This window comes from Pseudomonas sp. LPB0260 (assembly GCF_013388395.1).
Window position 1 is genome coordinate 4,195,408 of sequence record NZ_CP058247.1, and the last position, 26,261, is coordinate 4,221,668.

A 26,261-nucleotide genomic window follows, 5' to 3' on the forward strand; every position below is an offset into this window, starting at 1 on the left:
TCCCGGTTAACTGCATTGCTCGGCCAGGTGCTTGACCAGTGCGGCGGCAAGCTCGCGCGGATCGGCGCTGAAACTGCTGTAGCCGCCCTCGCGCAGGCTGTCCGGCATGCTCGGACAGACGCAGCTGTCGCCGCGCTGGGTCCAGATCTCACCGCCCTGGCGGCGCACGTAGGCGGCCGCGGCACTGCCGTCGCTGCCCATGCCGCTGAAGCTGATGACCCCGCACTGGGCACCGAAATGCTGGGCGAGGTTGAGCATCATCTGATCGATGGACGGGCTGTAGGGCTCCGGCCAGCCGCGCTCGGCGATCTGCATCACGCGCTCGTCGCTGAAGCCGAGCTCGCGACTGATCGGTGCCACCACCACCTCGCCACAACGGATCGGTTCGCCATGTCGCGCCGGATTGACGTGCCACTGGCTGTGCCGGCCGACCGCCTGGGGCAGCGCTGCCTCGAAGCTGGCGTCGATATGCTGGGCATACACGAAGCCCACCGGCAAGCCGCCGGGCAGGGCATCGAGAAAGGCTTTGACCGCCGCCGGACCGCCCAGCGAGGCAGCCAGCAGCCAGACCTGACGCGCCGGCTCGCCGGCGGTCAGCGGGGACGTCGCCAGTGCCTGCGGCAACTCCAGGCGCGTCGGCCGCTGCGCCTCGGCGAGCAGCGCCGCCAGGCTCGGGCCGACGGCCTGGGAGGGATCGCCGACCAGCTTCTTCAGCTTGCCGAACAGCCGCCGCTCCCAGCGCGGATAGTTCTCCGAGTGGCGCTCGGGGGCATGCCCCTCGCCGAACAGCACCGGTGCCGAGACCCGCTCGAGCAGGCTGTCGACCAGAGGCGAATCCTCGGACTGGGCCAGGTCGACCAGCCACAGATCGGTCTCGCAGGCGCCCAGGGCTTCCTCGTCCAGGCGTGCCGGGTCGCTGTTGAGTACCACCTGGTAGCCACTGCCGCTCAAGGCCTGCTGCAGCACATGGCGCTGCAGCGAGGTGTCGGCGATGACCGCAATACGTGCCGCGCTTTTCTCAGTCATTTCCGTTTGACCAGTTGGTGGATGCTGTCGAGCAGCAGGGACTCTTGGTAGGGCTTGCCGAGGTATTCGTTGACGCCGATGGCCATGGCCCGTTCGCGGTGCTTCTCGCCGGTACGCGAGGTGATCATGATGATCGGCAGGTCCTTCAGCCGCTCGTCGTGGCGCACCAGGGTCGCCACCTCGAAGCCGTCCATACGCGGCATCTCGATGTCCAGCAGCATGATGTCGGGCTTGTGCTCCTGCAGCTGGGCGATGGCGTCCACGCCGTCCTTGGCCGTCAGCACGTTCATGCCGTTGCGCTCGAGCAGGCGGCTGGTGACCTTGCGAACGGTCACCGAATCGTCCACCACCATGACCAGGGTCGGCCGCTCGGCCTCGACCTCTTCGGCGCTCGCGGTCTTGGCCGGCAGCCGTGGCTGGGCCTGGCTGAGCAGGTGCGCATGCAGCACGCGGATGGTCGCCAGCAGGTCGAGGATCACCACCACCCGGCCGTCGCCGAGGATGGTCGCACCGGAGATGCCGTGCACCCCGGCGAACTGTGCACCGAGGCTCTTCACCACGATCTCGCGGGAGCCCGCCAGGCTGTCGACCTGCACGGCCACCGCGTGCTCGCTGGAGCGCACCAGGATCACCGGCAATGGCAGGCTCTGGCCGACCAGCTTGGGCTGCTGCCCGTTGTTCAGCAGATCGCCCAGGTAGCGCAGCTCGTAGGTCTGCCCGGCATACTCGAAACTCGGCGCGTCGGGCTGGTAGTAGGCCTCCAGCTCGAAGGGCGACACCCGCACGATGCCCTCGATGGTGTTCAGGGGGATCGCATACAGGTCCTCGCCGGACAGCACCATCAGCGCCCGGTTGACCGACACGGTGAACGGCAGGCGAATGCTGAAACGGGTGCCCTCGCCAGGCGTCGAGTCGATGCTCATCGAGCCACCGAGCTGCTTGACCTCCGAATGCACCACGTCCATGCCGACGCCGCGCCCGGAAATCTGCGTGACCTTCTCCGCCGTGGAGAAGCCGGCCTCGAGGATGAACTGCAGGATCTCGTGATCGGTGAGATCCGACTCCTCGTCCATCAGGCCACGCTCGATGGCCTTGCGGCGTACCGCCTCCAGACGGATGCCGCCGCCATCGTCGGCCAGGTTGAGGACGATGTCGCCCCCCTCGCGGCCGAGGCTCAGACGGATGCTGCCCTGTTCCGGCTTGCCACTGGCGCGACGCACTTCGGCCGGCTCGATGCCATGGTCGACGGCATTGCGCAGCATGTGCTCGAGCGGCGCGACGATGCGCTCCAGCACCGTGCGGTCCATTTCCCCTTCGGCATTGCCGACGACGAATTCGACCTGCTTACCCAGTTCCGCGGCGACCTGGCGGACGATCCGCCGCAGGCGCGGCACCAGGCGGTCGAAGGGCACCATGCGGGTGCGCATCAGGCCTTCCTGCAGCTCGGTGTTGACCCGCGCCTGTTGCAGCAACAGGGTTTCCGCATCGCGGTTGCGCGCGGCCAGGGTCTCCTTCAGGTCGAGCAGGTCGGAGGCCGATTCGAACAGGGCCCGGGACAGCTGCTGCAGCTGCGAGTGGCGGTCCATCTCCAGCGGGTCGAAATCTTCATAACCGGCGCGCTCGGCCTCGGCCTGGTAGCGGCTGAGGATCTGCGCCTGGGTCTCGGTGTCCAGGCGCCGCAGCTGATCGCGCACCCGGTCGATGGTCGCCTCCATCTCACTGAGGGTGAAGCCGAAATCACTCACCTGCTGTTCGACCCGGCCGCGGAAGATCGAGGTCTCGCCCGCCAGGTTGACCAGCCCTTCGAGCAGATCCGCCGGCACCTTGACCAGCTCCTGCGGCGCACGGCGCGCAGCGGCGTCCTGGGCGGCCTGCTCGGCACGCTGCATGAACGGCAGCACCTTGGCCACCAGCTCCTGGGCCGGACGCTCGCTGGCCGCGACTATCGGTGTCGCCAACTGCGGCGCACGCGGCGCACTGTCCTGCACCGGCTCCTCTGCGGGGGCCGGGGCGGCTGCATCCGCCGGCAGGCTGTCGCGCAGCTGCTGGCGCAGCTGGTCGAGCTCGGCCTGCAGGCCTTCGAAACCCGACTGCACGTCGAGGAACAGGCTCTCGGGCCAGGGGGCGCCCTGCTGCTGGATCTCGGTCAGGTGCTGTTCCAGGTCATGGGTCAGGTCGCCCAGGCGCTTCTGCCCGGCCAACCGCGCACCACCCTTGAGGGTGTGCAGCACGCGCAGCATGTCGTCGATGGCGCCGGCATCCTCGCGGCCCGCCTCCCAACGGCCGAGCGCCAGCTCCATGGCCTCCACCAGGTCGTCGGCCTCTTCCATGAAGATGTCGAGGATGTCCGCCTCGGCAGCGAAGTGATCGTCGACGACGTCCACGGCCTTGAGCTGGACCGCCGAAGGCATGCTCAGCTGCTCGTCCGGGTTGGCGCGAAAGCCCTTGATGGTTTCGATCAGCGCCTGTCCATTGGGCACGGCGCGCTGGCCGCGCACCGCCTCGAGCATCTCGGCGAGGCTGTCGTGGCAGGTCTGCAGCAGGCCGAAGAGCGCCGGACTGGCCCGAAGCCGCCCGCCGCACAGGCCTTCGTAGAGAAACTCCAGCTCATGGGCCAGATCGCCGATCTCGCGGATCTCCGCCATCCGCGCACCGCCCTTGAGGGTGTGCAGGTCGCGCTGCAGGGCCTCCAGCTCGAGGCTGTTATCGACGTCGTCGATCCAGCGCTGCAGGGACGCACCGGCGCTGTCGATGATGTCGAAGCCTTCCTCGAGGAAGATCTCAACCAACTCCGGATCGCGCTCGTCGACCGCCGGCTGGGGCTCGCCCGGCGCCTCGTCAGTCTCACAAGCACCTTGCGGCTGCGGGGCTGCCGACTCCAACTTTTCGGCGCTTTCCTGCGGCCCGGGCAGGGACTGCAATTCAGACTCAGACTCAGACTCAGACTCAGACTCAGACTCGGATTCGGCCTGATGCTCGGGTTCGAGCTCGGCCGCCTGCGCATCCTCAGGCTCCGGGATTTCGGCTTCGGCTTCGGCTTCGGCTTCGGCTTCGGCTTCGGCTTCGGCTTCGGCTTCGGCTTCGGCTTCGGCTTCGGCTTCGGCTTCGGCTTCGGCTTCGGCTTCGGCTTCGGCTTCGGCTTCGCAAGCAGGCTCGGGGAGGTGCGGTGGCGGGGTCAAGTCCGGTGTACGGCCTTGGCGAAACCCACGAATCGCCTCGATCAGGTCAGCCGGCTCGGACAGCTCGGCGCGGCGTTGCAACTGCTCAAGCAGCACGGCCAGGCGGTCATGGCTTTGCTGCAGCAGCTCGGCGAGGGGTTGCGAATGGCTATAGCGCCGATCCAGCAGCCCCTCGTACAGGGATTCCAGCTCATGGGCGAGGTCGCCAATCGGGCCGATCTGCGCCATCCGGGCGCCGCCCTTGAGGGTATGCAGGTCGCGCTGCAAGGATGAAAGCGCCGCCTTCTGCTCAGGCTCAGCCAACCAGCGCTCCAGTGCCTTACCGGCACTTTCCAGGATATCGACCGCCTCTTCGAGGAAGATCGCCACCATCTCCTCGTCCAGCACATCATAGGACGCAGCGCTTTCCGTTTCGTCCTCGGCCTGCTCGAGCTGCAGCTCGACTTCCGTCGCCAGCTCATCGTCGCCGTCGCTCGTCCAGCGTTCCAGCTCGGCCGCGGCGGTGGCTTCGTCCAGTTCGACTATCTGCAGCCCGTCTTGGCCGTCGTCAGACAACAGGGCCAGGGCGCTCGGGTCCAAAGCCTCGCCAAGCAAGCTGCGCAGCGCCGCGACCCGTTCCGGTTGGGCGCTGACCTGCAGGCCCGCGGCGACCTGGTCCATCATGCCGATCAGCGCTTCGTGGGCTTGCTCGGCTTCGCTGAAGAAGCGCTCGCTGACCGCCAGACTGCCCTCCTCGACCGCGCCGTAGAGATCGAGCAGGGCCTCGCAGAGCTCCTCGATCTGCGGCAGTTCGGCCATATCGGCGCCACGCCCCAGGGTGGTCAGCTCCTCCAGCAGCGCGCTGAGTTCCTGACGCTCGGACGGGTGCTGGTGCCAGCGGCGCAGTAGGTCCTCGGCATCCAGCAAGATGTCCATGCCTTCGGCGAGGAAGATGCTGATCAGCTGCGGGTCGCGCGTTTCGCCCTGTTCGCTCTTGCGACCGTCCTCGGCGGCGGCGAGGCGCTCCTGGTGCAGCTTCTGGGTGCGTTCGAGGAACTCCGGGGCACCGGGTAGCGGCGCCAGGGGCTGACTCTCCAGCTGTTCGAGGCCGACGCGGAACAGCTGCTCGGCGGCGCTCAGCAGCTCGGCCTCGGCCATGTCCATCGGGATCAGATTGGCCTTGAATTCCTTGACCAGCTTCTCCAGCGGCGCGGCGATCTCCGCCACCGGCAATATACCGGCCATGTAGGCGCTGCCCTTGAGCGTATGCAGGGCGCGCTGCAGGTCGTCGGTGACCGGCTGCGGCAGTTCCTGGGCGCAATCGGCGAGGAAGCCGACCAGGGTATCGAGGTGGGTTTCCGCCTCGTTGCGGAAGATCTCCAGCAATTGCGGGTCGAGCGTCTCGCCGATTTCCGCCAGCGCGGCGGTAGCCTCGCTTTCGCCCACTGGCGCGGCTACCGGCGCTACCGGGGCGTCAGACTTTGGGAGGCTTTCACCCTTGGCCAGGGCATGGGCGGAGGCCGCGAGCAGATCGACGTCATCGCGCTGGCGCTGGGCATTGGCGGCGAACTCCTCGACCAGCGCCGGCATCACCTCGACCACCTCGCCGACCACCCGCTGCACCTCGGCATCGGATTGAATACTGCGATCGAGCACGCGGTTGAGCAGGTTCTCGATCGACCAGGCCAGCTCGCCGATGACCAGCGCACGGACCATGCGCCCGCTGCCCTTGAGGGTGTGGAAGGCGCGGCGCACCTCGACCAGGGCATCCTTGTTGGCCGTATCGGCGCACCACTGCGGCAGGAACTGGCCGATAGTCTCCAGGACTTCCCCGGCCTCCTCGATAAAGACTTCCGCCAGCTCCTCGTCGATCGGCTCCTCATCGGCCGGCGGCGGCAGCAGGCTGGGCGGCACCTCGCCGGCAGGCGGGTTGATCGCCTGCTGCGGAGCGGCCATGACGTCGGCCAGCGACAGCGGCTTGTCAGCCTCAGGCACCTGTTCCTCGGCGGCGCTCTCGCTCAATGCCGGCGCAGCGGGCAGTTCGACCTCGGGAATCTCCAGAGCCGCCAGTTCGGCCTCGTCCCAGTGCCCAGGGCTGGCCGGCTCCTGCAGGTCGAGCTCATCCAGTTGCAGGCCGTCGAACGACAGCGGCTCGTCGCCGGCCGCCTCGTCTTCCAGTGCCGGCAAGCTTTCCGCCTCGGTCTCGGGCGCGGCCTCGAGGAGCTCGCCCGGTACAGCCTCGGCATGCTCGGACGGCAATGGCGGCTCATCCGCCGGCGAATCCTCGGCGACCGGGACGGCGCCAAGCTCGGCGAACTCCGCGCTCAGCTCATCATCGGCCAGCACTTCAAACGGCTGGGCGCCCTCCTCGGGCTCCGACGACTCAGGCTCCAGGGCTGGAGCCGCTTCTGCGGCCAGCACCTCGATCTCGTCCAGCGGGTCGGCCAGGGGGGCGGGGGCTGGCTCCGACGGTTCGACCCGATCGAGAATCGATGGCTTCTCCTTGAGCGGGTAGCCGAGGCTATCGAGACTCTCCTCGGCCACGTCGAGGATCAGATCGCCCTGACTGGCGTGGTCCTCGGCCAGTCGCTCGAGGTAATACTCGACGCTGGTGATGGCGTCGGCCAGGGTGTCGAGGTGCTGCCAGTTAGGCACGGCCTTGCGCGCCAGCAGCTGTTCCTCGATGTAGCGATTGCAAGCCTTCAGCAGGTCCGCTGCGCGCTGCAGCGGGATCATGCCGAGTCCGCCGCGCACCTGGGTCAGCAGCCCGGGCACCCGGGCCAGATGCTCGTGGTTCCACTGCGAGGCAATGAACTCGATGATCGCGTCCTTGGCCTGCTCCAGGCCATTGCGCGCCTCCTTGATCACCAGCTGGTGGATCTGCGCCACGTCGGTGGTCGGCAGATGGCTCTCCTCGCGGCCGCCATCCTCAACCGGGCCGACCATGCCCGCCAGCGTCGCCTCGACGTACAGCAGGGCGCCGGCGACATCCATCAGCACGGCATCGTCGGGCTGGCGCTGCCCCAGGGACAGGCCGTGGACCACGTCGATCTGGTCGACTATGACCTTGCGCGGCTGGGCAAAACCCAGCACCGCCAGGGTGTCGGCGATCTGCTTGAGCGGCGCCAGCAGAGCATCGAGTTCGGCCACGTGGCTGCGATCACCACGCACGAACAGGTCGAGGCTGTCCTTGACCCGTACCAGCTCCTCACACAGGGCCGCGACCACCGAGCGCATGGCGTCTCGATCGGGGCCGGCCAGGCGGGCCCGCTCCTCGTCCACCACCTCGTTGTTCGGCAGGGCGTCGTCGAGGCGGTACTGCTCCTTGAGGCTGCGGATGCGCGGCGACTGCGCCGGCGCCTTGGCGACATAGAACAGCAGGTTCTTGGTCAGCTCGTCGGACGCCGGCTGGTTGATGCCGTCGGCGCCCTGCTCCAGCAGGCGCTTGAGTTCCTTGTCGACCTGGCGCAGCAGGGTGCGCACCGAGGTGCCGTTGACCACGCTGCCATTGGCCAGGCCCTCGACCAGGCCGGAGGCGATCTGCCACAGCGGCCCGAGCGGGGCCCCCTTGCACAGGGTTTCCAGGCGCGCGAAGACCCGCGCCATGTAGCCCAGGTTGGTGCCCAGGTCCTGGTTGCGGATCACCCCGACCAGGGCCATCTGCAGCATCTGCCGCAGCTTGCGCAGCAGCACCGGCAACTCGGCGGTGCGCAGTTGGGCCAGGGACTCGACCGACAGGGCCGGGGCACGCGCGGACATGTCCGGGGAGAACAGGCTGGTTTCCGACAGCAGCTTCTCGCCGCGGGCGGCTCGCAGGTCGTTGAGCAGCGGCAGCACGACCATCGGCAGGTCACGGCGCGCGACCTGGATGCGGTCGAGATAGGTCGGCAGCTGCAGGATCGCCTGCATCAGCACTTCCAGCGCCTCGCCCTGGTTGGCCACGCGGCCCTCCATCAGGGCCTGGGCCAGGTGCTCCATTTCCTCGGCGAGCAAGGCCGCACCGTAGAACTCGACCATCTGCAGGGTGCCGTGCACCTGATGCACATAGGTCAGGCAGAAACGCATGCGCGTCGAGTCCTGCGGATTCTCGACGAACGCCTCCAGGGCCTGACGCGCCTGCTTCAGGGTTTCCGCGATTTCGCCCTTGACCCACTCCAGGGCGACATAGTCGTGCCGATCACCCATAGCCACTCCACTCATAAAGCCCTATCCCTTGCGGGTAAACGCCAGCACTCGCTCGTCGGCCACCGGGATCAACTCCGGATGCTGCCAACCGACCACTTCACCTACACCGACCACCAGCAGCCCTCCGGGTGCCAGGCGCTCAGCCAGGCGATTGAGGATCTCGCGGCGACGCCAGCGGCGAAAATAGATCAGCAAGTTCTGACAAAAAATAACGTCCATGCCGGACATTGGCGCCTTGGCCAGTTCCAGCACGTTGAGCCTGGCGCAGCAGACACGCGCGGCCAGGCTCGGCAGTACCTTGAAGCGTCCATCGGCCTGCGTCGCGAAATAGCGCTGACGCAGGTCTTCTTCCATCTGTTCGAGCTTGCGTGCCCCATACAGGCCCTCGCGGGCCTTGCTCAGGGCATTGAGACTGATGTCCGTACCGGTCACGCCGAAATGCTCCGGCCATTCGCTGTCACGCAGCACCTGAGCGGCGCTGATGGCCAGCGAGTAAGGTTCCTCACCGCTGGAGCAACCCACGCTCCATAAGGCCAAGGGACGCTGCAGCCCCCGGTCAAGCTGTTCACCCAGGTGGCGTTCGAGCACCTCGAAAGACGCGGGATGGCGAAAGAAGCGGGTCTCCTGCACGGTCAGACGGTCCAGCAGGGTCGACCATTCCACCGCACCGCGCGGGCCATCGGTAACCTGGCGGTAGTAGGCGGCGTAATCGCCGACCCCCAGCTCGCGCATGCGCGCGCTCAGGTTGGTCTGTAGAAATGCCCGACGCTGCTCGGTGATCACCACCCCGGTGCGCTCTTCGAGCAGGCTCTGCCAATCGCGAAACTCCGCGGCGGACATGTCCACCACGGGTTGCAAGGCCCAGACGCCTGACTGCATGTCGTGCCCCTCGCTGATGGCCATCGGCCGGCTCTGGCGACCGTCTCCGGTCGCCGCCGCGCATTCGCTTATGCCTGCTCCCCGGCTTCCGGCAAGGTGAAGCCGGAGACCGACTTGCGCATCTCACTGGCCATCTTGGCCAGGGTACCAATGCTCTTGGCCGTGGCGGTGGTACCGGAGGAGGTCTGCGAGGTGATCTCCTGGATCACGTTCATGGTGTTGGAGATATGGCCGGCCGAGGAGGCCTGCTGGCGCGCCGCGTTGGAGATGTTCTGGATCAGCGCCGCAAGGGTCTTGGATACCTTCTCGATCTCTTCCAGTGCCACCCCGGCGTCCTGCGCCAGACGCGCACCGCGCACCACCTCGGAAGTCGTTTGCTCCATCGAGATAACGGCTTCGTTGGTGTCGGTCTGAATCGTCTTGACCAGCGCCTCGATCTGCTTGGTTGCCGCGGAAGAACGTTCTGCGAGGCGCTGTACTTCGTCCGCTACCACGGCGAAGCCTCGACCCGCATCACCGGCCATGGAGGCCTGGATCGCGGCGTTCAGGGCGAGGATGTTGGTCTGGTCGGCAATGTCGTTAATCAGGCTGACGATGTCACCGATCTCCTGGGACGATTCACCGAGGCGCTTGATCCGCTTCGAGGTGTCCTGGATCTGCTCACGGATGTTATCCATGCCGGTGATGGTGTTGTGTACGACTTCGTTGCCCTTGTTGGCGATGGCTACGGAACGCTCCGCTACCGCGGACGACTCCGAGGCGTTCGCCGATACCTGGTCGATCGACACGGCCATTTCATTGATCGCCGCAGAAGCACCGGCGATTTCCTGGGCCTGGTGCTCGGAAGCTTCGGCCAGGTGCATCGCCGTGGCCTGGGTTTCCTGGGCCGCGCCGGCTACCTGAACGGCGGTCAGGTTGATCGTGGCTACCAGGTCACGCAGCTGGTCGATGGAGTAGTTGATGGAGTCGGCGATGGCACCGGTGAAGTCCTCGGTTACCGTCGCGGCCACGGTCAGGTCACCGTCGGCGAGGTCGGCGATCTCATCGAGCAGTCGCAGAATCGCCGCCTGGTTGCGGTCGTTCTTTTCCGCGGTTTCGCGCAGCTGGCGGTTGGTCTCGCGCACCATCACCAGGCCGATCAGGATGATCGCAGCCAGGGCCAGGGCGCCCAGCACGTAGCCGGCGAGGGTGTTCAGGGCCCGCCCGCCCGCCAGGTCTTCGAAGCCGGCGGCCAGCTCGGAGGCCTTGTCCAACAGGGTCTGCGACACGCTGAAGATGGTGTTGGCCGACTCCCTCACCTGGAACAGCTCGGGCGAGGTTTCGAGGATCTCGTCCACCGAACCGGAGACGAACTCGAACAGCTCGGAAATCTCGGCCAGACGCTCGAGAGCCTCGGCATCGGTCACCTTGGCGATCTCCATCGCCGCGTTGCCTTCGAGCATCGCGCTCAACACACGGCCGAACAGGCTGGCATCGCGACCGAACATGTCGGCGGCCTGTACCGAGTCCGCGTCACCGGCCAGGACCTTGTTCACCGAACCGAGAATACGTTCGGCCAGCAGCGACTGGCGCTGGGCCACGGAGACCTGGGCCGCCGGGGCCCCGCTCTCCAGGAGGATGTCGACCACTTCCTCATACTCGACCTGCAGCTGCGGGATGGTCTCCGCCAGGGTCACGGCAACCTGGTGCAGGGAAAGTACCGTCTGTTCGCTGGCCAGAATGGCGTCGGTGTTCTGCCGCAGGCTGTCCCAGTCCTGCTGCACGGCGGCCATCTGCGCCTGCACGGCGTCAGGCGCCGCGGGTACGCCGCTGGCGCTGTTGCCGTCGGTCAGGTAACCCCAGCGAGTCTGGAAGTCGTTGCGCGCTTCGCGCAACAGGCCGAACGCCTCGGCGGTACCCGCCGCGGCTTCGGAGGCGTTCTTGGCGATCCGCTGGGACAGCACGCGCAGCTCACCGGAGTGGCTGATGTACTCGGTATCGTAGTTGGACTGGGTGTTGATATAGGCGAAGTTGGCGAACAGCAGCACGATGGAGACGATCAGGACGATGAACAGTCCGGCGATCAGCGTGCTGCTGCGCGTACCCGCGAATAGATTGCCTGTATTGAGTTTTTTCATTATCTGGCCCCCGCCTGGACCGACCGCACTACGGTTCCCATGTAACGCCAAAAGGCCGACAACGCCGGCCCCACCGAAAAGCTGTTAATACGCCACGTCGAGAAACCCCTGATGCTGGGCCAGCGCATGAGGGCTGAAGACCAACCAGGGTTGCTCGCGTTGAAACACGCCATGAATAAAGGGTTGGATGGACGCTTCGAGCGGCGGCAGCTGCTCGGAGAAGGCGTCCACTGGAAAATGTTGCATGCCGAACACTTCATCGACCGTCAGGCCGGCAAAGACCTCCTGATGATCGACCACCAGCACACGCCTCTGCTTGCGCAGCGGCGACAACTCGTTGCCGAAGAAACCGCACAGGTCCATCACCGGCAGCAGCCGGCCACGCACGTTGGCGACCCCCTTCACCCAGCTCTTGACGCCAGGCAGCAGGGTATAGCGTGGTTCGTGCAGCACTTCGCCGACCTCGCCCATGGGCGCGACGAACATGCGTTCGCCCATGCGAAAGCCGATGCCGCTCCAGGTCTGCACCGCGGTCTGCTGCAACGGCAGGCCAGCCGCCAGCTGCCGACAGCGCTGGTCGATTTCGAGGAGCAGTTGAAAGGGTGTCTGCGCGTCCGACATGCCAGCCTTGGCCTTCTTCTTATCTAATAGCGGACTGAGCCGGGATCAACCGGCCAATACCGAATTAATGGTTTTCAGCAGCGTTTCTTCGTCGACCGGCTTGGTCAGGTAGTCCTTGGCGCCCTGGCGCTTGCCCCAGACCTTGTCGGTTTCCTGGTCCTTGGTGGTGACGATGATCACCGGGATGTGGCTGGTGTCGGCGTCCTTGGTCAGCTGGCGAGTCGCCTGGAAGCCGTTGAGCCCCGGCATGACGATATCCATCAACACCGCATCGGGCTTCTCCTGGCGCGCCAGGGCGACGCCGTCGGCGCCATTTTCCGCCTTGAGTACCTGGTGCCCGTGCTTCTCCAGCATGGCGGTCAGCTTGTACATCTCGGTCGGCGAGTCATCAACAATCAGAATTCGAGCCATGGTGTTTCCCAATACATGAATAGGCGTCTAGGACTGTGCCACTTGGTGGTCAGGATGCTTGATCCACTGGAACGAAGTCGGGTACGTGAGCCTTGATCGCCCCGAGCAGCTCTTCCTTGCTGAAGGGCTTGGTCAGGTACTGATCGGAGCCAACGATGCGCCCCTTGGCCTTGTCGAACAAGCCGTCCTTGGAGGACAGCATGATCACCGGCGTGGACTTGAACGCACTGTTGTTCTTGATCAGGGCGCAGGTCTGATAGCCATCGAGCCGCGGCATCATGATGTCGACGAAAATGATACTCGGGTGGCTGTCGGCGATCTTTGCCAGGGCATCGAAACCGTCTACCGCGGTGATTACCTCGCAACCCACCTTCTTCAGCAGGGTTTCTGCGGTACGACGAATCGTCTTCGAGTCGTCGATCACCATCACCCTCAAACCCTCGGAATGCTGTTCCATGTTTGCCCTACCATCGCCTCGGTGAGTCGTTATTATCGCGTTGAACCAGTGCGCCTGAGGCCCTGCCGCCGACGGGCCGCAACCCGATCGTCGGGCCTTTTTAGCACACTCTCCCCATGCAAGCCATAAGCCGCGCAAGGCCGGGCTTTCCCCTTGACCGCCCGTCCACTCGGCGCCACCCTGGCGCCACACGCGAGTCTCTGCGCCTTCTCAGCTACCGCCCTTTCACGGAGAGTTCCCCCATGAGCGTTCGCCTCGGCATAGTCATGGACCCCATCACGCAAATCGCCTTCAAGAAGGACAGTTCGCTGGCCATGTTGCTGGCCGCGCAAACGCGCGGCTGGTCGCTCTACTATATGGAGCAGCGCGACCTCTATCAGATCAGAGGCCAGGCCCGCGCCCGCCTGTCCCCGCTCAAGGTCTTCAACGACCCCGAGCGCTGGTTCGAGCTGGGCGACGAGCAGGACCTGCCGCTGAATGAGCTGGACGTGATCCTGATGCGCAAGGATCCGCCCTTCGACAACGAGTTCGTCTATTCCACCTACCTGCTGGAGCAGGCCGAGCGCGAGGGCGTGCTGGTGGTCAACCGCCCGCAGAGCCTGCGCGACTGCAACGAGAAGCTATTCGCCACCCTGTTCCCCCAATACACCCCGCCGACCCTGGTCAGCCGCAGACCCGACATTCTGCGCGAGTTTGCCAAAGAGCAGCGTGACATCATTCTCAAACCCCTCGATGGCATGGGCGGAACCTCGATTTTTCGCCACCGCGAGGGCGACCCCAACCTCTCGGTGATTCTCGAGACCCTCACCGCCCATGGTCAGCAGCAGATCATGGCGCAGCGCTACCTGCCGGCGATCAGCGAAGGCGACAAGCGCATCCTGATGATCGACGGCGAAGCCGTGCCCTTCTGCCTGGCGCGCATCCCGGCCCAGGGCGAGACCCGCGGCAACCTGGCCGCCGGCGGCCGGGGCGAGGCCCGCCCGCTGAGCGAGCGCGACCACGAGATCGCCGCCGGCGTCGGCCCGACCCTGCGCGAGAAGGGCCTGCTGTTCGTCGGCCTGGACGTGATCGGCGACTACCTGACCGAGATCAACGTGACCAGCCCGACCTGCATCCGCGAGATCGACGCCGCCTACGACACCCGCATCGGCGAGCGCCTGATGGACAAGATCGCCGACCGACTCAATGCGCGCAGTGCTTCATAGACTTTTGTCCGAGCCGTCGGCAGACTGCGCGGCAACCTGAACCGACCCGAATCGCGATGACCGCAGCCGCCAAGCCCACCGCAACCCCGTCCGCCGGCGTCCGCCCGGCGGACCGCCTGGGGTTCACCCTGTTCCTCGCCACGGCGCTGCATGCCGCCCTGATCCTCGGCCTGGGTTTCTCCCTGGCCGAGCCCAGCCAGATCAGCAAGACCCTGGAAATCACCCTGTCCACCTTCAAGAGCGAGGAAAAGCCCAAGGACGCGGACTTCCTCGCCCAGGACAACCAGCAGGGCAGCGGCACCCTGGAACACAAGGCCGCGCCCAAGACGACCGAGCAGGCGCTGTTCCAGGACACCCAGGTCAAGCGGGTGACCCCACCGACCACACCGCCGCCGCCGGTAGCCCGCCAGGAGGCGCCGAAGGCCGCGGTCGCCACCCGCACGCCGCAGCCCCAGAAGACCCCGGTCAAGCGCGAAGAGAGCGAGCCAACGCCGCAGGCCCGCCCGGCGCCGGTGTTCGACAGCGCCCAGCTGTCGGCGGAGATCGCCAGCCTGGAAGCCGAACTGGCCCAGGAGATCCAGCAGTACGCCAAGCGCCCGAAGATCCATCGCCTCAACGCCGCCTCGACCATGCGCGACAAGGGCGCCTGGTACAAGGACGAATGGCGCAAGAAGGTCGAGCGCATCGGCAACCTCAATTACCCGGACGATGCACGCCGCCAGCAGATCTATGGCAGCCTGCGCCTGCTGGTGTCGATCAACCGCGACGGCACCCTCTACGAGGTCCAGGTGCTGGAATCCTCCGGCCAGCGCGTGCTGGACCAGGCCGCCCTGCGCATCGTCCGCCTGGCCGCGCCCTTCGCCCCCTTCACCGGCGACCTGGCCGATGTCGACCGCCTGGAGATCATCCGCACCTGGCGCTTCGAGCGCGGCGACCGACTGTCGAGCAACTGAGCCGGGGCGACACCGCCACTTGGCGTTTTAGCTTCCAGGCTCCGCCCGCAGGCTTTAAGCTAACGCGCATGAAAGACGCCAACCCGAGCTTCCTCAAGCACCACTTCCTGATCGCCATGCCACACATGGCCGATCCGCACTTCTCGCACACCCTGATCTACCTGATCGAGCACAACGAGCAAGGCGCCATGGGCCTGGTGATCAACCGCCCCAACGGCCTCAACCTGGCCGACGTCCTCGAGCAGCTGCGCCCGGACGACGAACCGCCGAGCCTCTGCCAGGCCCTGCCGATCTTCTCCGGCGGCCCGGTGCAGACCGACCGCGGCTTCGTCCTGCACCCGGCCGGCCTGCAGTTCCAGGCCACCCTGGAACTGGGCGAGCTGGGCCTGTCCACCTCCCAGGACGTGCTGTTCGCCATCGCCGACGGCAGCGGCCCGACCAAGTACCTGATCGCCCTGGGCTATGCCGGCTGGGAAGCCGGGCAGCTGGAGGCCGAGCTGGCCGACAACGCCTGGCTGACCTGCCCGGCCGACAGCGCCATCCTCTTCGACCTGCCCTTCGACCAGCGCCTGAATGCCGCGGCCGCGTGCCTGGGCGTGGACCTCAGCCTGCTCACCTCGCAAGCCGGTCACGCCTGATGGCCGATGCCAGCGCAAAGCCGCTGCGCCTATTGCTCGGTTTCGACTACGGCAGCAAGCAGATCGGCGTCGCCGTCGGCCAGGCCATCACCGGCCAGGCCCGCGAGCTCTGCGTGCTCAAGGCGCAGAACGGCGTGCCGGACTGGCAGAAGGTCGAGGCCCTGCTGCGCGAGTGGCAGCCGGACGCCATCGTGGTCGGCCTGCCGCTGAACATGGACGGCACGCCGAGCGAGATGAGCGCCCGTGCCGAGAAATTCGCCCGCCGCCTCAACGGCCGTTTCAACCTGCCCGTACACACCCACGACGAGCGCCTGACCACCTATGCCGCCAAGGGCGAGCGCCTGCAGCAAGGACAGAGCGGTGGCTACCGCGAGCGCCCGGTCGACGCCCTGGCCGCCGCGCTGCTACTCGAAGGCTGGCTGGCCGAACACCTCCCGAGCTGAGCTCGGGCCTGGCCCACAAGGAGTTATCCATGCCCCTACCGTCCCCCGCCGAACTGCTGCCGCAAATGGCCGGCGCGCTGATTGGCCACCTCAACCAGCGACAGATCAGCGAGCCGCGCTTCATCGGCATCCGCACCGGTGGTGTCTGGGTCGCCCAGGCCCTGCTCGAGGCCCTCGGCAAGCCGGCGCCGCTGGGCGTGCTCGACGTGTCCTTCTACCGCGACGACTTCACCCAGAGCGGCCTGCACCCCCAGGTACAACCCTCCGAGCTGCCGTTCGAGATCGAGGGCCAGCACCTGGTGTTGATCGACGATGTACTGATGAGCGGGCGGACCATCCGCGCCGCCCTCAACGAGCTGTTCGACTACGGACGCCCGGCCAGCGTGACCCTGGTCTGCCTGCTCGACCTCAACGCCCGCGACCTGCCGATCCGTCCCGACGTGGTCGGCGCCACCCTGTCGCTGGCCGCCGATCAGCGGGTAAAATTGTCCGGCCCTACGCCGCTCACCCTCGAACTCCAGACGCTCGCCAACTGAGACCCCCCGCGATGACGCCGATTGACGCCCAGCGCCCGCTGCAGCTGAACGACCAAGGCCAGCTGCGCCATTTCCTCTCGCTCGACGGCCTGCCCCGCGAGCTGCTGACCGAGCTGCTCGATACCGCCGACTCCTTCCTCGAAGTCGGCGCCCGCGCGGTGAAGAAGGTCCCGCTGCTGCGCGGCAAGACCGTGTGCAACGTGTTCTTCGAGAACTCCACGCGCACCCGCACCACCTTCGAACTGGCCGCCCAGCGCCTGTCCGCCGACGTGATCACCCTCAACGTGTCGACCTCCTCGACCAGCAAGGGCGAGACCCTGTTCGACACCCTGCGCAACCTCGAGGCCATGGCCGCCGACATGTTCGTGGTCAGGCATGCCGACTCCGGCGCCGCCCACTTCATCGCCGAGCACGTCTGCCCGGATGTGGCGATCATCAACGGCGGCGATGGCCGCCACGCCCACCCGACCCAGGGCATGCTCGACATGCTGACCATCCGCCGGCACAAGGGCGGCTTCGAGAATCTCTCGGTGGCGATCGTCGGCGACATCCTCCACTCCCGGGTCGCCCGCTCCAACATGCTGGCCCTGAAGACCCTGGGTTGCCGGGACATCCGCGTGATCGCGCCGAAGACCCTGCTGCCGGTCGGCATCGAGCAGTACGGGGTGAGCGTCTTCAGCGACATGGCCAAGGGCCTCGCGGATGTCGACGTGGTGATCATGCTGCGTCTGCAGCGCGAGCGCATGCAGGGCGGCCTGCTGCCCAGCGAGGGCGAGTTCTACCGCCTGTTCGGCCTCACCGAGCAGCGCCTCAAGCTGGCCAAGCCGGACGCCCTGGTGATGCACCCGGGGCCGATCAACCGCGGCGTGGAGATCGAGTCGGCGGTGGCCGATGGGCCGCAGTCGGTGATTCTCAACCAGGTCACCTACGGTATCGCCGTGCGCATGGCCGTGCTGTCGATGGCCATGAGCGGGCAGACCGCCCAACGTCAACTCAATACCGAGGAGCAGAACTGATGCGCACCCGTATCCTCGGCGCCCGCGTCATCGACCCGAGCAGCGGCCTCGACCGGCTGGCCGACCTGTACATCGCCGATGGCAAGCTGGCCGCCATCGGCCAGGCGCCGGACGCCTTCGACGCCGAACAGAGCATCGACGCCCAGGGCCTGGTCGCCGCCCCCGGCCTGGTCGACCTGTCCGTCGCCCTGCGCGAGCCGGGCTACAGCCGCAAGGGCAGCATCGCCAGCGAGACCCTCGCGGCCGCCGCCGGCGGTGTCACCAGCCTGTGCTGCCCGCCGCTGACCAAGCCGATCCTCGACACCCCGGCGGTGGCCGAGCTGGTGCTCGACCGCGCCCGCGAGGCCGGCCACACCAAGGTGTTCCCCATCGGCGCCCTGAGCAAGAACCTGGCCGGCGAGCAGCTCGCCGAGCTGGTGGCCCTGCGCGACGCCGGCTGCGTGGCGTTCGGCAACGGCCTGGACAACTTCCGCAGCAGCCGCACCCTGCGCCGCGCCCTGGAGTACGCCGCCACCTTCGACCTGACGGTGATCTTCCACTCCCAGGACCATGACCTGGCCGAAGGTGGTCTGGCCCACGAAGGCCCGACCGCCAGCTTCCTCGGCCTGCCCGGCATCCCCGAGACCGCCGAGACGGTCGCCCTGGCCCGCGACCTGCTGCTGGTCGAGCAGACCGGCGTACGCGCCCACTTCAGCCAGCTGACCAGCGCCCGCGGTGCCGAGCTGATCGCCAACGCCCAGGCCCGCGGCCTGCCGGTGACGGCAGACGTCGCCCTGTACCAGCTGATCCTGACCGACGAGGCGCTGAGCGGCTTCTCCAGCCTGTACCACGTGCAGCCGCCGCTGCGCACTGGCGGCGACCGCGAAGGCCTGCGCGAGGCGGTGAAGGCCGGGGTGATCCAGGCAATCGCCAGCCATCACCAGCCCCATGAACGGGACGCCAAGCTGGCGCCCTTCGGCGCCACCGAGCCAGGTATCAGCAGCGCGCAGCTGTTGCTGCCCCTGGCCATGACCCTGGTGCAGGATGGCCTGCTGGACTTGCCGACGCTGCTGGCGCGCCTGAGCGCCGGCCCCGCCGACGCCCTGCGCCTGCCGGCCGGCCGCCTGAGCGTGGGCGCCCCAGCCGACCTGCTGCTGTTCGATCCGCAGGCCTCGACCCTCGCCGGCGAAACCTGGTACTCCAAGGGCGCAAACTGCCCCTTCATCGGCCACTGCCTGCCTGGCGCGGTGCGCTACACCCTGGTCGACGGGCATCTCAGCTACCAGGCCTAAGCAATCGGCCGAAACAACAAGCCCGCCGTATGGCGGGCTTGTTGTTTGCGGACGGAGTCAGCCGCGCTCGGCGTTCTTCAGCGAGATCTGGCTGTTCAGGGTCCAGAAGTCGTACAGCACGCCGACCAGGAACAGGCCGCCGGTGAGCAGGTAGAGGATTCCCGTGATCCACTTGCCCTGATACATGCGGTGCACACCGAACACGCCGAGAAAGGTCAGCAGGATCCAGGCCACGTTGTAGTCGGTCTCCCCGGCACTGAAGCGCAGGTCCGCCTCACGGTCCATCGCCGGGATCAGGAACAGGTCGATGATCCAGCCGATAAACAGCAGGCCCAGGGTGAAGAACCAGAGGGTGCCGGTCACCGGCTTGCCGTAATAGAAGCGATGGGAACCGAGGAAACCGAAAATCCACAACAGATAGCCGATGACCTTGCTATGGGTGTCGTGCTTCACGTCCATGCCGTACTCCTTCGACTGCAGTTTGCGGCGAATGACCCGGCAGACCGAGCGTAACCTGCCGATAAAAAAGCCCGCGATCGCGGGCTGGTGAAACCACTGGGCCTCAGCGGAAACGCCGCCCCGGATCTTCCGGCGCGGTCTCCAGGGACAGCCCTTCGCTCATCTGGGACAGGTGATCGCCATCGGTCTCCGAGCCGAGCTTGATCATCAGGCGCAGGTCGTTGGCCGAGTCGGCGTACAGCAGCGCATCCTCGTAGGTGATCTCGCCCTGGCTGTAGAGGCTGTACAGCGCCTGGTCGAAGGTCTGCATGCCCAGTTCGGTGGAGCGTTTCATCAAAGCTTTGAGCTCGTGCACCTCGCCCTTGCGGATCAGGTCGGCAGCCAGCGGGGTATTGATCAGCACCTCGATCACCGCGCGCCGCCCCTTGCCGTCCGGGGTCGGAATCAGCTGCTGGGCGACGATGGCCTTGAGGTTGAGCGACAGGTCCATCCACACCTGGTTCTGCCGGTCGGCGGGGAAGAAGTTGATGATCCGGTCCAGGGCCTGGTTGGCGTTGTTGGCGTGCAGCGTGGCCAGGCACAGGTGGCCGGTTTCGGCGAAGGCCACGGCGTGGTCCATGGTCTCGCGGGTGCGCACCTCGCCGATGAGAATCACGTCCGGCGCCTGGCGCAGGGTGTTCTTCAGCGCCACCTCGTAGGACTCGGTGTCGATGCCCACCTCGCGCTGGGTGACGATGCAGTTCTGGTGCTGGTGGATGTATTCGATCGGGTCCTCGATGGAGATGATGTGGCCGCTGCTGTTCTTGTTGCGGTAGCCGATCATCGCCGCCAGCGAGGTGGATTTGCCGGTACCGGTGGCGCCGACGAACAGCACCAGGCCGCGCTTGGTCAGCGCCAGCTTCTTGAGGATTTCCGGCAGCTTGAGGTCATCCAGGGTCGGGATGTTGGTCTCGATGCGGCGCAGCACCATGCCCGCCAGGTTGCGCTGATAGAAGGCGCTGACGCGGAAGCGCCCAACGCCACGGGCGCTGATGGCGAAGTTGCACTCGTGATTCTCGGCGAACTCCCGGCGCTGCTGCTCGTTCATCACCGCAAACACGGTTTCCCGGGTCTGCTCCGGCGACAGGGCCATCTTGGTGACCGGCATGATCTTGCCGTTGACCTTCATGGACGGTGGCACGCCGGCGGTGATGAACAGGTCCGAGCCGCCCTTCTCCACCATCAGGCGCAGCAGTTTTTCAAATTCCATGCGTTGTCTCGCCCATCTGCGTCACGCGCCTACTCGAGGGCCAGCTGCCGAGGCGCGTGACTCGCCACTGGCCCGAACCCCGCGCGCCTGGTGGCGGAGGGGCATGATGAATCAGAAGTTTTCCGGGTTCTTCGACTTTTCCCGGGCGCTCTCGCGACTGACCAGGCCCTTGGCCACCAACCCCTTCAGGCAGGCGTCCAGGGTCTGCATGCCGAGCGAGCCACCGGTCTGGATCGCCGAGTACATCTGCGCCACCTTGTCCTCGCGGATCAGGTTACGGATGGCCGGGGTGCCGATCATGATTTCGTGGGCCGCCACCCGGCCGCCGCCGATCTTCTTCAGCAGGGTCTGGGAGATCACCGCCTGCAGCGACTCGGAGAGCATCGAGCGGACCATGGATTTTTCTTCGGCGGGGAACACGTCGACCACCCGGTCGATGGTCTTGGCCGCCGAGGTGGTGTGCAGGGTGCCGAATACCAGGTGACCGGTTTCCGCAGCGGTCAGCGCCAGGCGGATGGTCTCCAGGTCACGCATCTCGCCGACCAGGATGATGTCCGGGTCTTCCCGCAGCGCCGAGCGCAGGGCCTCGGAGAAGCCCAGGGTGTCGCGGTGCACCTCGCGCTGGTTGACCAGGCACTTCTTCGACTCGTGGACGAATTCGATCGGGTCCTCGATGGTCAGGATATGGTGGTACTTGGTGCTGTTGAGGTAGTCGAGCATCGCCGCCAGGGTGGTCGACTTGCCCGAGCCGGTGGGCCCCGTGACCAGCACCAGGCCGCGCGGCACGTCGGTGATCTTGCGGAACACATCGCCCATGCCGAGGTCTTCCATGGTCAGCACCTTGGACGGAATGGTCCGGAACACCGCGCCGGCGCCACGGTTCTGGTTGAAGGCGTTGACCCGGAAGCGTGCGACCCCTGGGACCTCGAAGGAGAAGTCGGTCTCGAGGAATTCTTCGAAGTCCTTGCGCTGTTTGTCGTTCATGATGTCGTACATCAGCGCGTGCACCTGCTTGTGGTCCAGGGCCGGCAGGTTGATCCGGCGTACGTCGCCGTCGACCCGAATCATCGGCGGCAGACCAGCAGAGAGATGCAGGTCCGACGCGCCTTGCTTGGCGCTGAAGGCAAGCAGCTCAGTGATATCCATGGGACTCCCTAATGACAAGCAAGCAGGTAGAATGCCGCGAACGCTTAACGACCGGGGCTACAGAGCGCGAGTAATGTCCACGATAGCAGAGAATATTGCAAAGGTCGGAGCGCGCATCCGTGAGGCGGCGCAAGCCTCGCAGCGCGATTTTGCCTCGATCGGCCTGCTCGCCGTGAGCAAGACCAAACCCGCCGCGGCGGTTCGCCAGGCCCATGCCGCCGGACTGCGCGACTTCGGCGAAAATTACCTGCAGGAAGCCCTGGAGAAGCAGGCCGAGCTGGGCGACCTGGCGCTGACCTGGCACTTCATCGGCCCCATCCAGTCGAACAAGACCCGCGCCATCGCCGAGCACTTCGCCTGGGTCCACTCGGTCGATCGCCTGAAGATCGCCGAGCGCCTGTCCGCCCAGCGCCCGTCGCAGCTGCCGCCACTGAATGTCTGCCTGCAGGTCAACATCAGCGGCGAGGCCAGCAAGTCCGGCTGCACCCCGCAAGAGCTGCCGGCGCTGGCCCAGGCCGTCGCCCGGCTGCCCAGCCTGAAGCTGCGCGGCCTGATGTGCATACCCGAACCCACCGAGGACCCGGCCGCCCAGCGCGTGGCATTCGCCCGCGTGCGCGAGCTGCTGAGCGGCCTGGACCTCGACCTCGACACCCTGTCCATGGGCATGAGCCACGACCTGGAGGCCGCCATCAGCGAGGGCGCGACCTGGGTACGCATCGGCACCGCCCTGTTCGGCGCCCGCGACTACGGCGCCCCTCGCAATGAATAAGGAAGCCCACATGAACGACCCCAAGATCGCCTTTATCGGCGCCGGCAACATGGCCGCCAGCCTGATCGGCGGCATGCGCGCCCAAGGCGTCGCGGCCAGCGCCATTCGCGCCAGCGACCACGGCGCCGAGCAGCGCGCCAGGATCACTGCCGAACACGGCATCGAGACCTTCGCCGCCAACGCCGATGCGGTTGCCGGTGCCGACGTCATCGTCCTGGCAGTCAAGCCGCAGGTCATGAAGGGTGTCTGCCAGGAACTGGCCGAGCATCTGGAAGCCGGCCAGCTGATCGTCTCGGTCGCCGCCGGCATCACCTGCGCCAGCCTGGAAAACTGGCTGGGGCCGCGCGCCGTCGTGCGCTGCATGCCCAATACCCCGGCGCTGCTGCGCCAAGGCGTCAGCGGCCTGTATGCCAACACCCGGGTCTCCGACGAACAGCGCCAGCAAGCCGAGCGCCTGCTCGGCGCGGTCGGCCTGGTCATGTGGCTGGACGAGGAACGACTGATCGACGCGGTCACCGCGGTATCCGGCAGCGGCCCGGCGTATTTCTTCCTGCTGATCGAGGCGATGACCGCCGCCGGCGAGAAGCTCGGACTGCCCCGCGAGACCGCCGCCCAGCTGGCCGAGCACACCGCGCTCGGCGCCGCGCGCATGGCGGTGAGCAGCGACGTCGACGCCGCGGAACTGCGCCGCCGCGTGACCTCCCCGGCCGGCACCACCGAGGCGGCCATCAAGACCTTCCAGGCCGGCGGCTTCGAAACCCTGGTCGAACAGGCCCTGAATGCCGCCGCCCGCCGTTCGGCGGAGCTGGCCGAACAGCTTGGTCAATAAGGAGCTCATGATGATCGGACTCGATACCGCTGCGGTGTATATCCTGCAGACCCTCGGCAGCCTGTACCTGCTGGTGGTGCTGCTGCGCTTCATCCTGCAACTGGTGCGCGCGGACTTCTACAACCCGCTCAGCCAGTTCATCGTGCGCGCCACCCAGCCGCTGCTCAAGCCACTGCGCAAGGTGATCCCCGGCCTCGCCGGCCTCGACCTGGCCTCGCTGGTGCTGGCGATCCTGGTGCAGCTGCTGCTGATGACCCTGACCCTGATGCTGATGGGCTACGGCGTCGGCAACCCGCTGCAACTGCTGGTCTGGTCGATCATCGGCGTCACCGCGCTGTTCCTCAAGGTGTTCTTCTTCGCCCTGATCATCAGCGTGATCCTCTCCTGGGTCGCCCAAGGCAGCCACAACCCGGCGGTGGAGCTGATCAACCAGATGTGCGAACCGCTGCTGGCGCCGATCCGCCGCTTCATGCCGAACCTGGGAGGCCTGGACCTGTCGCCCATCGTCGCCTTCCTGGCGCTCAACCTGATCGACATGCTGGTGATTCGCAACCTGGCGATGATGACCGGTATGTATAGCGGACTCAGCCTGGCGATCTGACCGGCCTCGCGCGCCGCGCCGGCACGTCCGGCGCGGGCCCTGGCCTGCTTCCCGAACCAGACCCGACCGTTCGACCGGCCTGGGCGACCACAAGGCGGGACTGTGACGCGGGCCGATTGACGCATGCGGCGGGACCCGCATAATGCCCGCCAGGCTGGCATGCCGCGCCGAGCACGACGACAGCCACAGAACACCGCAACGGATACTCCGATGGCCCGGATGAGACCTGCGCCGTGGCCGCTTTCCAAGGATGCGCTACCGAGAGGAACGCCCGGATGAGCATGGAACGTCTCAGTCAACAGGTCGATGCCTACGTCGCCTGGAAGCGCGAACTGATGCGCGAGATCACCCGCTATCGCAGCTGGCTGGTGACCAACCGGCTGATTTCCGACGCCGTCGAGGCCAAGCTCGAGCGCGCCCTGCGCCTGCTGCGCACCGACCATATCACCCTGGCCTTCGTCGGCGAGTTCTCCCGCGGCAAGACCGAACTGATCAACGCCCTGTTCTTCTCCGAGTACGGCCAGCGCATGCTGCCGTCGCAGGCCGGGCGCACCACCATGTGCCCCACCGAGCTGTTCTTCGACCCGCGCTCGGAGCGCTCCTATATCCGCCTGCTGCCGATCGAGACGCGCCTGTCCGAGGCCAATGTCTCGCAGTTCAAGCGCATCCCCCGGCACTGGGTGAACATACCGCTGGACCCCAGCGACCCGGACAACATGGTCCAGGCCTTCATCCAGGTCGCCCGAACCAAGCCGATGCCGGTGGAGCAGGCGATCCAGCTGGGCTTCCACCCGGACATGCTGGAGCGCACCGGCAAGCCAGGCCAGGTGCTGGTGCCGGCCTGGCGCCACGCCCTGGTCAACTTCGACCACCCCTTGCTGCGCCAGGGCCTGCGCATCCTCGACACGCCCGGCCTCAACGCCCTGGGCAGCGAGCCGGAACTGACCCTGTCGATGCTGCCCAACGCCCAGGCGATCATCTTCCTGCTGTCGGCGGACAGCGGCGTCACCGCCAGCGACATGGACATCTGGCAGCAGCATATTCGCCAGCTCGACGACGACACCCAGACCAGCCTGTTCGCCGTGCTCAACAAGATCGATGTGCTATGGGACGACCTGGCCGGCGACGCCTTCGTCCAGCAGGCCATCGCGCGCATCCAGTCCACCACCGCCAAGCAGCTCGGCATCAAGGGCGAGGACGTGCTGCCGCTCTCGGCCAAGCAGGCGCTGCTGGCCAAGGTGCGCAAGGATTCGGCGCTGCTCGCCCGCAGCCAGATGAGCGGCCTGGAAACCCTGCTCTGCGAACGCATCGTCAGGCAGAAGGAACGCCTGATCGAGGAGCGCGTGGTCAACCAGGTGCTGGCGCTGGTGCAGAACAGCCAGCATGTGCTCAACCTGCGCCTGGAGAAGGTCAACGAACAGCAGGCCCTGCTCAGCAGCCACCAGCAGGACAACGGCCAGATGCTCTTCGAGCTGACCGCCAAGACCAAGGAGGATCACGGCCTGCACCATCGCCGCCTGCTCGGCCTGAAGACCAACCAGCGCCTGCTCAAGCGCCAGGGCGACCTGCTGCGTGCCGCCGCGCGGCCGGAACGCCTCGACGAGCACCTGAACAAGGTGCGCAAGAACCTCACCGGCAGCTGGACCACCCTGGGCATCAACCAGGCCATCCTGCACTTCTTCCGCTCGGTGGAGAGCGACCTGCACAGCCTGTCCCACGAGGCCGAGATGGCCAACCGCATGGTCGCCGCCATCTACCGCCGGCACAACGAGGAGAACCCGCTGCACGGCGTCGACGCGCCGCAGTTCGACGTCCAGCGCTACCTGCGCGAGCTCAAGCAGCAGCAGGCCAAGGCCGACCAGTTCCGCCTGCACCTCAAGACCCTGCTCACCGAACAGCGCAGCCTGACCCGGCGCTTCTTCGCCACCCTGGTGCAGGAGGTCATCGGCCTGCACCAGCGCCTGCGCCAGGAAGCCGAGCAATGGGCCGGCGACGCGCTGCTGCCGCTGATGCAGCACACCCTGGAGCACAAGCAGCTGCTGGAAACCCACATGCTGCGCCTCAAGGCCCTGGCCCAGCAAACCCAGCAGAGCCGCCAGCGCAGCCAGCAACTGGCGCACTACCGCGGCGAACTGGAGCAGCAGCTGGCCCAGGCCGGCGAGATGCTGCGCACCCTGCGCCGACCGGCGCCGATCCAGCGCCAGGGCAAGGTGGTCAGCCTGCCGGGTGCCCGGCGCGCGCTCGGCGCCGCCGAATAGCCAACGGCGCTGCGCCCCCTGTGCTTGCCGCAGG

At 66.7% G+C, this 26,261-nt stretch carries 21 protein-coding genes; 11 read left to right on the top strand and 10 right to left on the bottom strand.

Translation table 11 applies throughout. From position 1 onward, the window contains the following. Positions 1-6: 6 nt before the first annotated feature. The 7 genes from LPB260_RS18715 to pilG all read right to left on the bottom strand — a co-directional run bounded on the left by LPB260_RS18715 (position 7) and on the right by pilG (position 12,854). Positions 7-1,026: a chemotaxis protein CheB gene (locus tag LPB260_RS18715; RefSeq protein WP_208707304.1), complete on the bottom strand. Its 1,020-nt coding sequence runs from the start codon at positions 1,024-1,026 to the stop codon at positions 7-9. After that, entirely contained in the window at positions 1,023-8,369 is a 7,347-nt protein-coding gene (locus tag LPB260_RS18720) for an Hpt domain-containing protein (protein ID WP_208707305.1), read from the bottom strand. The genes LPB260_RS18715 and LPB260_RS18720 overlap by 4 nt, the downstream gene beginning before the upstream one ends. A 21-nt stretch (positions 8,370-8,390) precedes the next feature. Then, positions 8,391-9,248 carry a CheR family methyltransferase gene (locus tag LPB260_RS18725; protein WP_208710033.1) on the bottom strand — a complete coding sequence of 286 codons (858 nt, stop codon included), beginning with the start codon at positions 9,246-9,248 and terminating at the stop codon, positions 8,391-8,393. 68 nt (positions 9,249-9,316) lie between these two features. Then, positions 9,317-11,365, bottom strand: a complete 2,049-nt coding sequence (locus LPB260_RS18730) for a methyl-accepting chemotaxis protein (protein ID WP_208707306.1) — start codon at positions 11,363-11,365, stop codon at positions 9,317-9,319. Positions 11,366-11,449: 84 nt separating this feature from the next. After that, positions 11,450-11,986 carry a chemotaxis protein CheW gene (locus tag LPB260_RS18735; protein ID WP_208707307.1) on the bottom strand — a complete coding sequence of 179 codons (537 nt, stop codon included), beginning with the start codon at positions 11,984-11,986 and terminating at the stop codon, positions 11,450-11,452. A gap of 45 nt (positions 11,987-12,031) precedes the next feature. Continuing rightward, complete coding sequence (pilH, locus tag LPB260_RS18740; RefSeq protein ID WP_208707308.1) at positions 12,032-12,397, bottom strand: PleD family two-component system response regulator; 366 nt, start codon at positions 12,395-12,397, stop codon at positions 12,032-12,034. Between the two features lie 49 nt (positions 12,398-12,446). Beyond that, a complete protein-coding gene (pilG, locus tag LPB260_RS18745) occupies positions 12,447-12,854 on the bottom strand; it encodes a PleD family two-component system response regulator (protein ID WP_208707309.1) in 408 nt (135 codons plus the stop codon). Positions 12,855-13,096: 242 nt separating this feature from the next. Here pilG and gshB point away from each other — a divergent pair, with 242 nt between their 5' ends. From gshB to LPB260_RS18780, 7 genes are all read left to right on the top strand, one after another. Further along, positions 13,097-14,059, top strand: coding sequence for a glutathione synthase (gshB, locus tag LPB260_RS18750; protein WP_208707310.1), 963 nt, complete (start codon positions 13,097-13,099; stop codon positions 14,057-14,059). Between the two features lie 56 nt (positions 14,060-14,115). Next, positions 14,116-15,012 carry an energy transducer TonB gene (locus LPB260_RS18755; RefSeq protein WP_208707311.1) on the top strand — a complete coding sequence of 299 codons (897 nt, stop codon included), beginning with the start codon at positions 14,116-14,118 and terminating at the stop codon, positions 15,010-15,012. A 68-nt stretch (positions 15,013-15,080) separates the two neighbouring features. Then, positions 15,081-15,650: a YqgE/AlgH family protein gene (locus LPB260_RS18760; protein WP_208707312.1), complete on the top strand. Its 570-nt coding sequence runs from the start codon at positions 15,081-15,083 to the stop codon at positions 15,648-15,650. Continuing rightward, complete coding sequence (gene ruvX, locus LPB260_RS18765) at positions 15,650-16,093, top strand: Holliday junction resolvase RuvX (RefSeq protein ID WP_208707313.1); 444 nt, start codon at positions 15,650-15,652, stop codon at positions 16,091-16,093. The genes LPB260_RS18760 and ruvX overlap by 1 nt, the downstream gene beginning before the upstream one ends. Positions 16,094-16,122: 29 nt before the next feature. Next, entirely contained in the window at positions 16,123-16,629 is a 507-nt protein-coding gene (gene pyrR / locus LPB260_RS18770; protein ID WP_208707314.1) for a bifunctional pyr operon transcriptional regulator/uracil phosphoribosyltransferase PyrR, read from the top strand. A gap of 11 nt (positions 16,630-16,640) precedes the next feature. Continuing rightward, positions 16,641-17,645 (top strand): aspartate carbamoyltransferase catalytic subunit, encoded by a 1,005-nt coding sequence (locus tag LPB260_RS18775; protein ID WP_208707315.1) that lies wholly within the window; start codon positions 16,641-16,643, stop codon positions 17,643-17,645. Beyond that, positions 17,645-18,916, top strand: a complete 1,272-nt coding sequence (locus LPB260_RS18780; protein WP_208707316.1) for a dihydroorotase — start codon at positions 17,645-17,647, stop codon at positions 18,914-18,916. Before LPB260_RS18775 ends, LPB260_RS18780 begins: the two co-directional genes overlap by 1 nt. A 57-nt stretch (positions 18,917-18,973) precedes the next feature. Here LPB260_RS18780 and LPB260_RS18785 read toward each other — a convergent pair whose 3' ends face one another. From LPB260_RS18785 to pilT, 3 genes are all read right to left on the bottom strand, one after another. Next, complete coding sequence (locus LPB260_RS18785) at positions 18,974-19,375, bottom strand: TM2 domain-containing protein (RefSeq protein ID WP_208707317.1); 402 nt, start codon at positions 19,373-19,375, stop codon at positions 18,974-18,976. A gap of 103 nt (positions 19,376-19,478) precedes the next feature. After that, complete coding sequence (locus LPB260_RS18790; RefSeq protein ID WP_208707318.1) at positions 19,479-20,624, bottom strand: PilT/PilU family type 4a pilus ATPase; 1,146 nt, start codon at positions 20,622-20,624, stop codon at positions 19,479-19,481. Between the two features lie 111 nt (positions 20,625-20,735). Continuing rightward, positions 20,736-21,770 carry a type IV pilus twitching motility protein PilT gene (gene pilT / locus LPB260_RS18795; protein ID WP_208707319.1) on the bottom strand — a complete coding sequence of 345 codons (1,035 nt, stop codon included), beginning with the start codon at positions 21,768-21,770 and terminating at the stop codon, positions 20,736-20,738. A 73-nt stretch (positions 21,771-21,843) separates the two neighbouring features. On the opposite strand from pilT, the gene LPB260_RS18800 reads away from it, so the two are divergent. The 4 genes from LPB260_RS18800 (at position 21,844) to LPB260_RS18815 (ending at position 26,227) form a co-directional block, all read left to right on the top strand. Beyond that, entirely contained in the window at positions 21,844-22,539 is a 696-nt protein-coding gene (locus LPB260_RS18800; RefSeq protein ID WP_208707320.1) for a YggS family pyridoxal phosphate-dependent enzyme, read from the top strand. Positions 22,540-22,549: 10 nt separating this feature from the next. Continuing rightward, positions 22,550-23,368: a pyrroline-5-carboxylate reductase gene (gene proC / locus LPB260_RS18805; protein WP_208707321.1), complete on the top strand. Its 819-nt coding sequence runs from the start codon at positions 22,550-22,552 to the stop codon at positions 23,366-23,368. Positions 23,369-23,378: 10 nt separating this feature from the next. Next, entirely contained in the window at positions 23,379-23,969 is a 591-nt protein-coding gene (locus tag LPB260_RS18810) for a YggT family protein (RefSeq protein ID WP_208710035.1), read from the top strand. Between the two features lie 275 nt (positions 23,970-24,244). Then, a complete protein-coding gene (locus LPB260_RS18815) occupies positions 24,245-26,227 on the top strand; it encodes a dynamin-like GTPase family protein (RefSeq protein ID WP_208707322.1) in 1,983 nt (660 codons plus the stop codon). Positions 26,228-26,261 lie beyond the last annotated feature (34 nt).

Excerpts from the sequence above, each read along its gene's own strand:
- LPB260_RS18810 (WP_208710035.1), top strand. The coding sequence starts at position 23,379 with ATGATCGGACTCGATACCGCTGCGGTGTATATCCTGCAGACCCTCGGC.
- LPB260_RS18725 (WP_208710033.1), bottom strand. The coding sequence starts at position 9,248 with ATGCAGTCAGGCGTCTGGGCCTTGCAACCCGTGGTGGACATGTCCGCC.
- LPB260_RS18715 (WP_208707304.1), bottom strand. The coding sequence starts at position 1,026 with ATGACTGAGAAAAGCGCGGCACGTATTGCGGTCATCGCCGACACCTCG.
- LPB260_RS18780 (WP_208707316.1), top strand. The coding sequence starts at position 17,645 with ATGCGCACCCGTATCCTCGGCGCCCGCGTCATCGACCCGAGCAGCGGC.
- LPB260_RS18815 (WP_208707322.1), top strand. The coding sequence starts at position 24,245 with ATGAGCATGGAACGTCTCAGTCAACAGGTCGATGCCTACGTCGCCTGG.
- LPB260_RS18755 (WP_208707311.1), top strand. The coding sequence starts at position 14,116 with ATGACCGCAGCCGCCAAGCCCACCGCAACCCCGTCCGCCGGCGTCCGC.
- LPB260_RS18735 (WP_208707307.1), bottom strand. The coding sequence starts at position 11,986 with ATGTCGGACGCGCAGACACCCTTTCAACTGCTCCTCGAAATCGACCAG.
- LPB260_RS18800 (WP_208707320.1), top strand. The coding sequence starts at position 21,844 with ATGTCCACGATAGCAGAGAATATTGCAAAGGTCGGAGCGCGCATCCGT.
- LPB260_RS18785 (WP_208707317.1), bottom strand. The coding sequence starts at position 19,375 with ATGGACGTGAAGCACGACACCCATAGCAAGGTCATCGGCTATCTGTTG.
- pyrR (WP_208707314.1), top strand. The coding sequence starts at position 16,123 with ATGCCCCTACCGTCCCCCGCCGAACTGCTGCCGCAAATGGCCGGCGCG.
- pilG (WP_208707309.1), bottom strand. The coding sequence starts at position 12,854 with ATGGAACAGCATTCCGAGGGTTTGAGGGTGATGGTGATCGACGACTCG.
- LPB260_RS18730 (WP_208707306.1), bottom strand. The coding sequence starts at position 11,365 with ATGAAAAAACTCAATACAGGCAATCTATTCGCGGGTACGCGCAGCAGC.
- ruvX (WP_208707313.1), top strand. The coding sequence starts at position 15,650 with ATGGCCGATGCCAGCGCAAAGCCGCTGCGCCTATTGCTCGGTTTCGAC.
- gshB (WP_208707310.1), top strand. The coding sequence starts at position 13,097 with ATGAGCGTTCGCCTCGGCATAGTCATGGACCCCATCACGCAAATCGCC.
- LPB260_RS18760 (WP_208707312.1), top strand. The coding sequence starts at position 15,081 with ATGAAAGACGCCAACCCGAGCTTCCTCAAGCACCACTTCCTGATCGCC.
- proC (WP_208707321.1), top strand. The coding sequence starts at position 22,550 with ATGAACGACCCCAAGATCGCCTTTATCGGCGCCGGCAACATGGCCGCC.
- pilH (WP_208707308.1), bottom strand. The coding sequence starts at position 12,397 with ATGGCTCGAATTCTGATTGTTGATGACTCGCCGACCGAGATGTACAAG.
- LPB260_RS18720 (WP_208707305.1), bottom strand. The coding sequence starts at position 8,369 with ATGGGTGATCGGCACGACTATGTCGCCCTGGAGTGGGTCAAGGGCGAA.
- pilT (WP_208707319.1), bottom strand. The coding sequence starts at position 21,770 with ATGGATATCACTGAGCTGCTTGCCTTCAGCGCCAAGCAAGGCGCGTCG.
- LPB260_RS18790 (WP_208707318.1), bottom strand. The coding sequence starts at position 20,624 with ATGGAATTTGAAAAACTGCTGCGCCTGATGGTGGAGAAGGGCGGCTCG.
- LPB260_RS18775 (WP_208707315.1), top strand. The coding sequence starts at position 16,641 with ATGACGCCGATTGACGCCCAGCGCCCGCTGCAGCTGAACGACCAAGGC.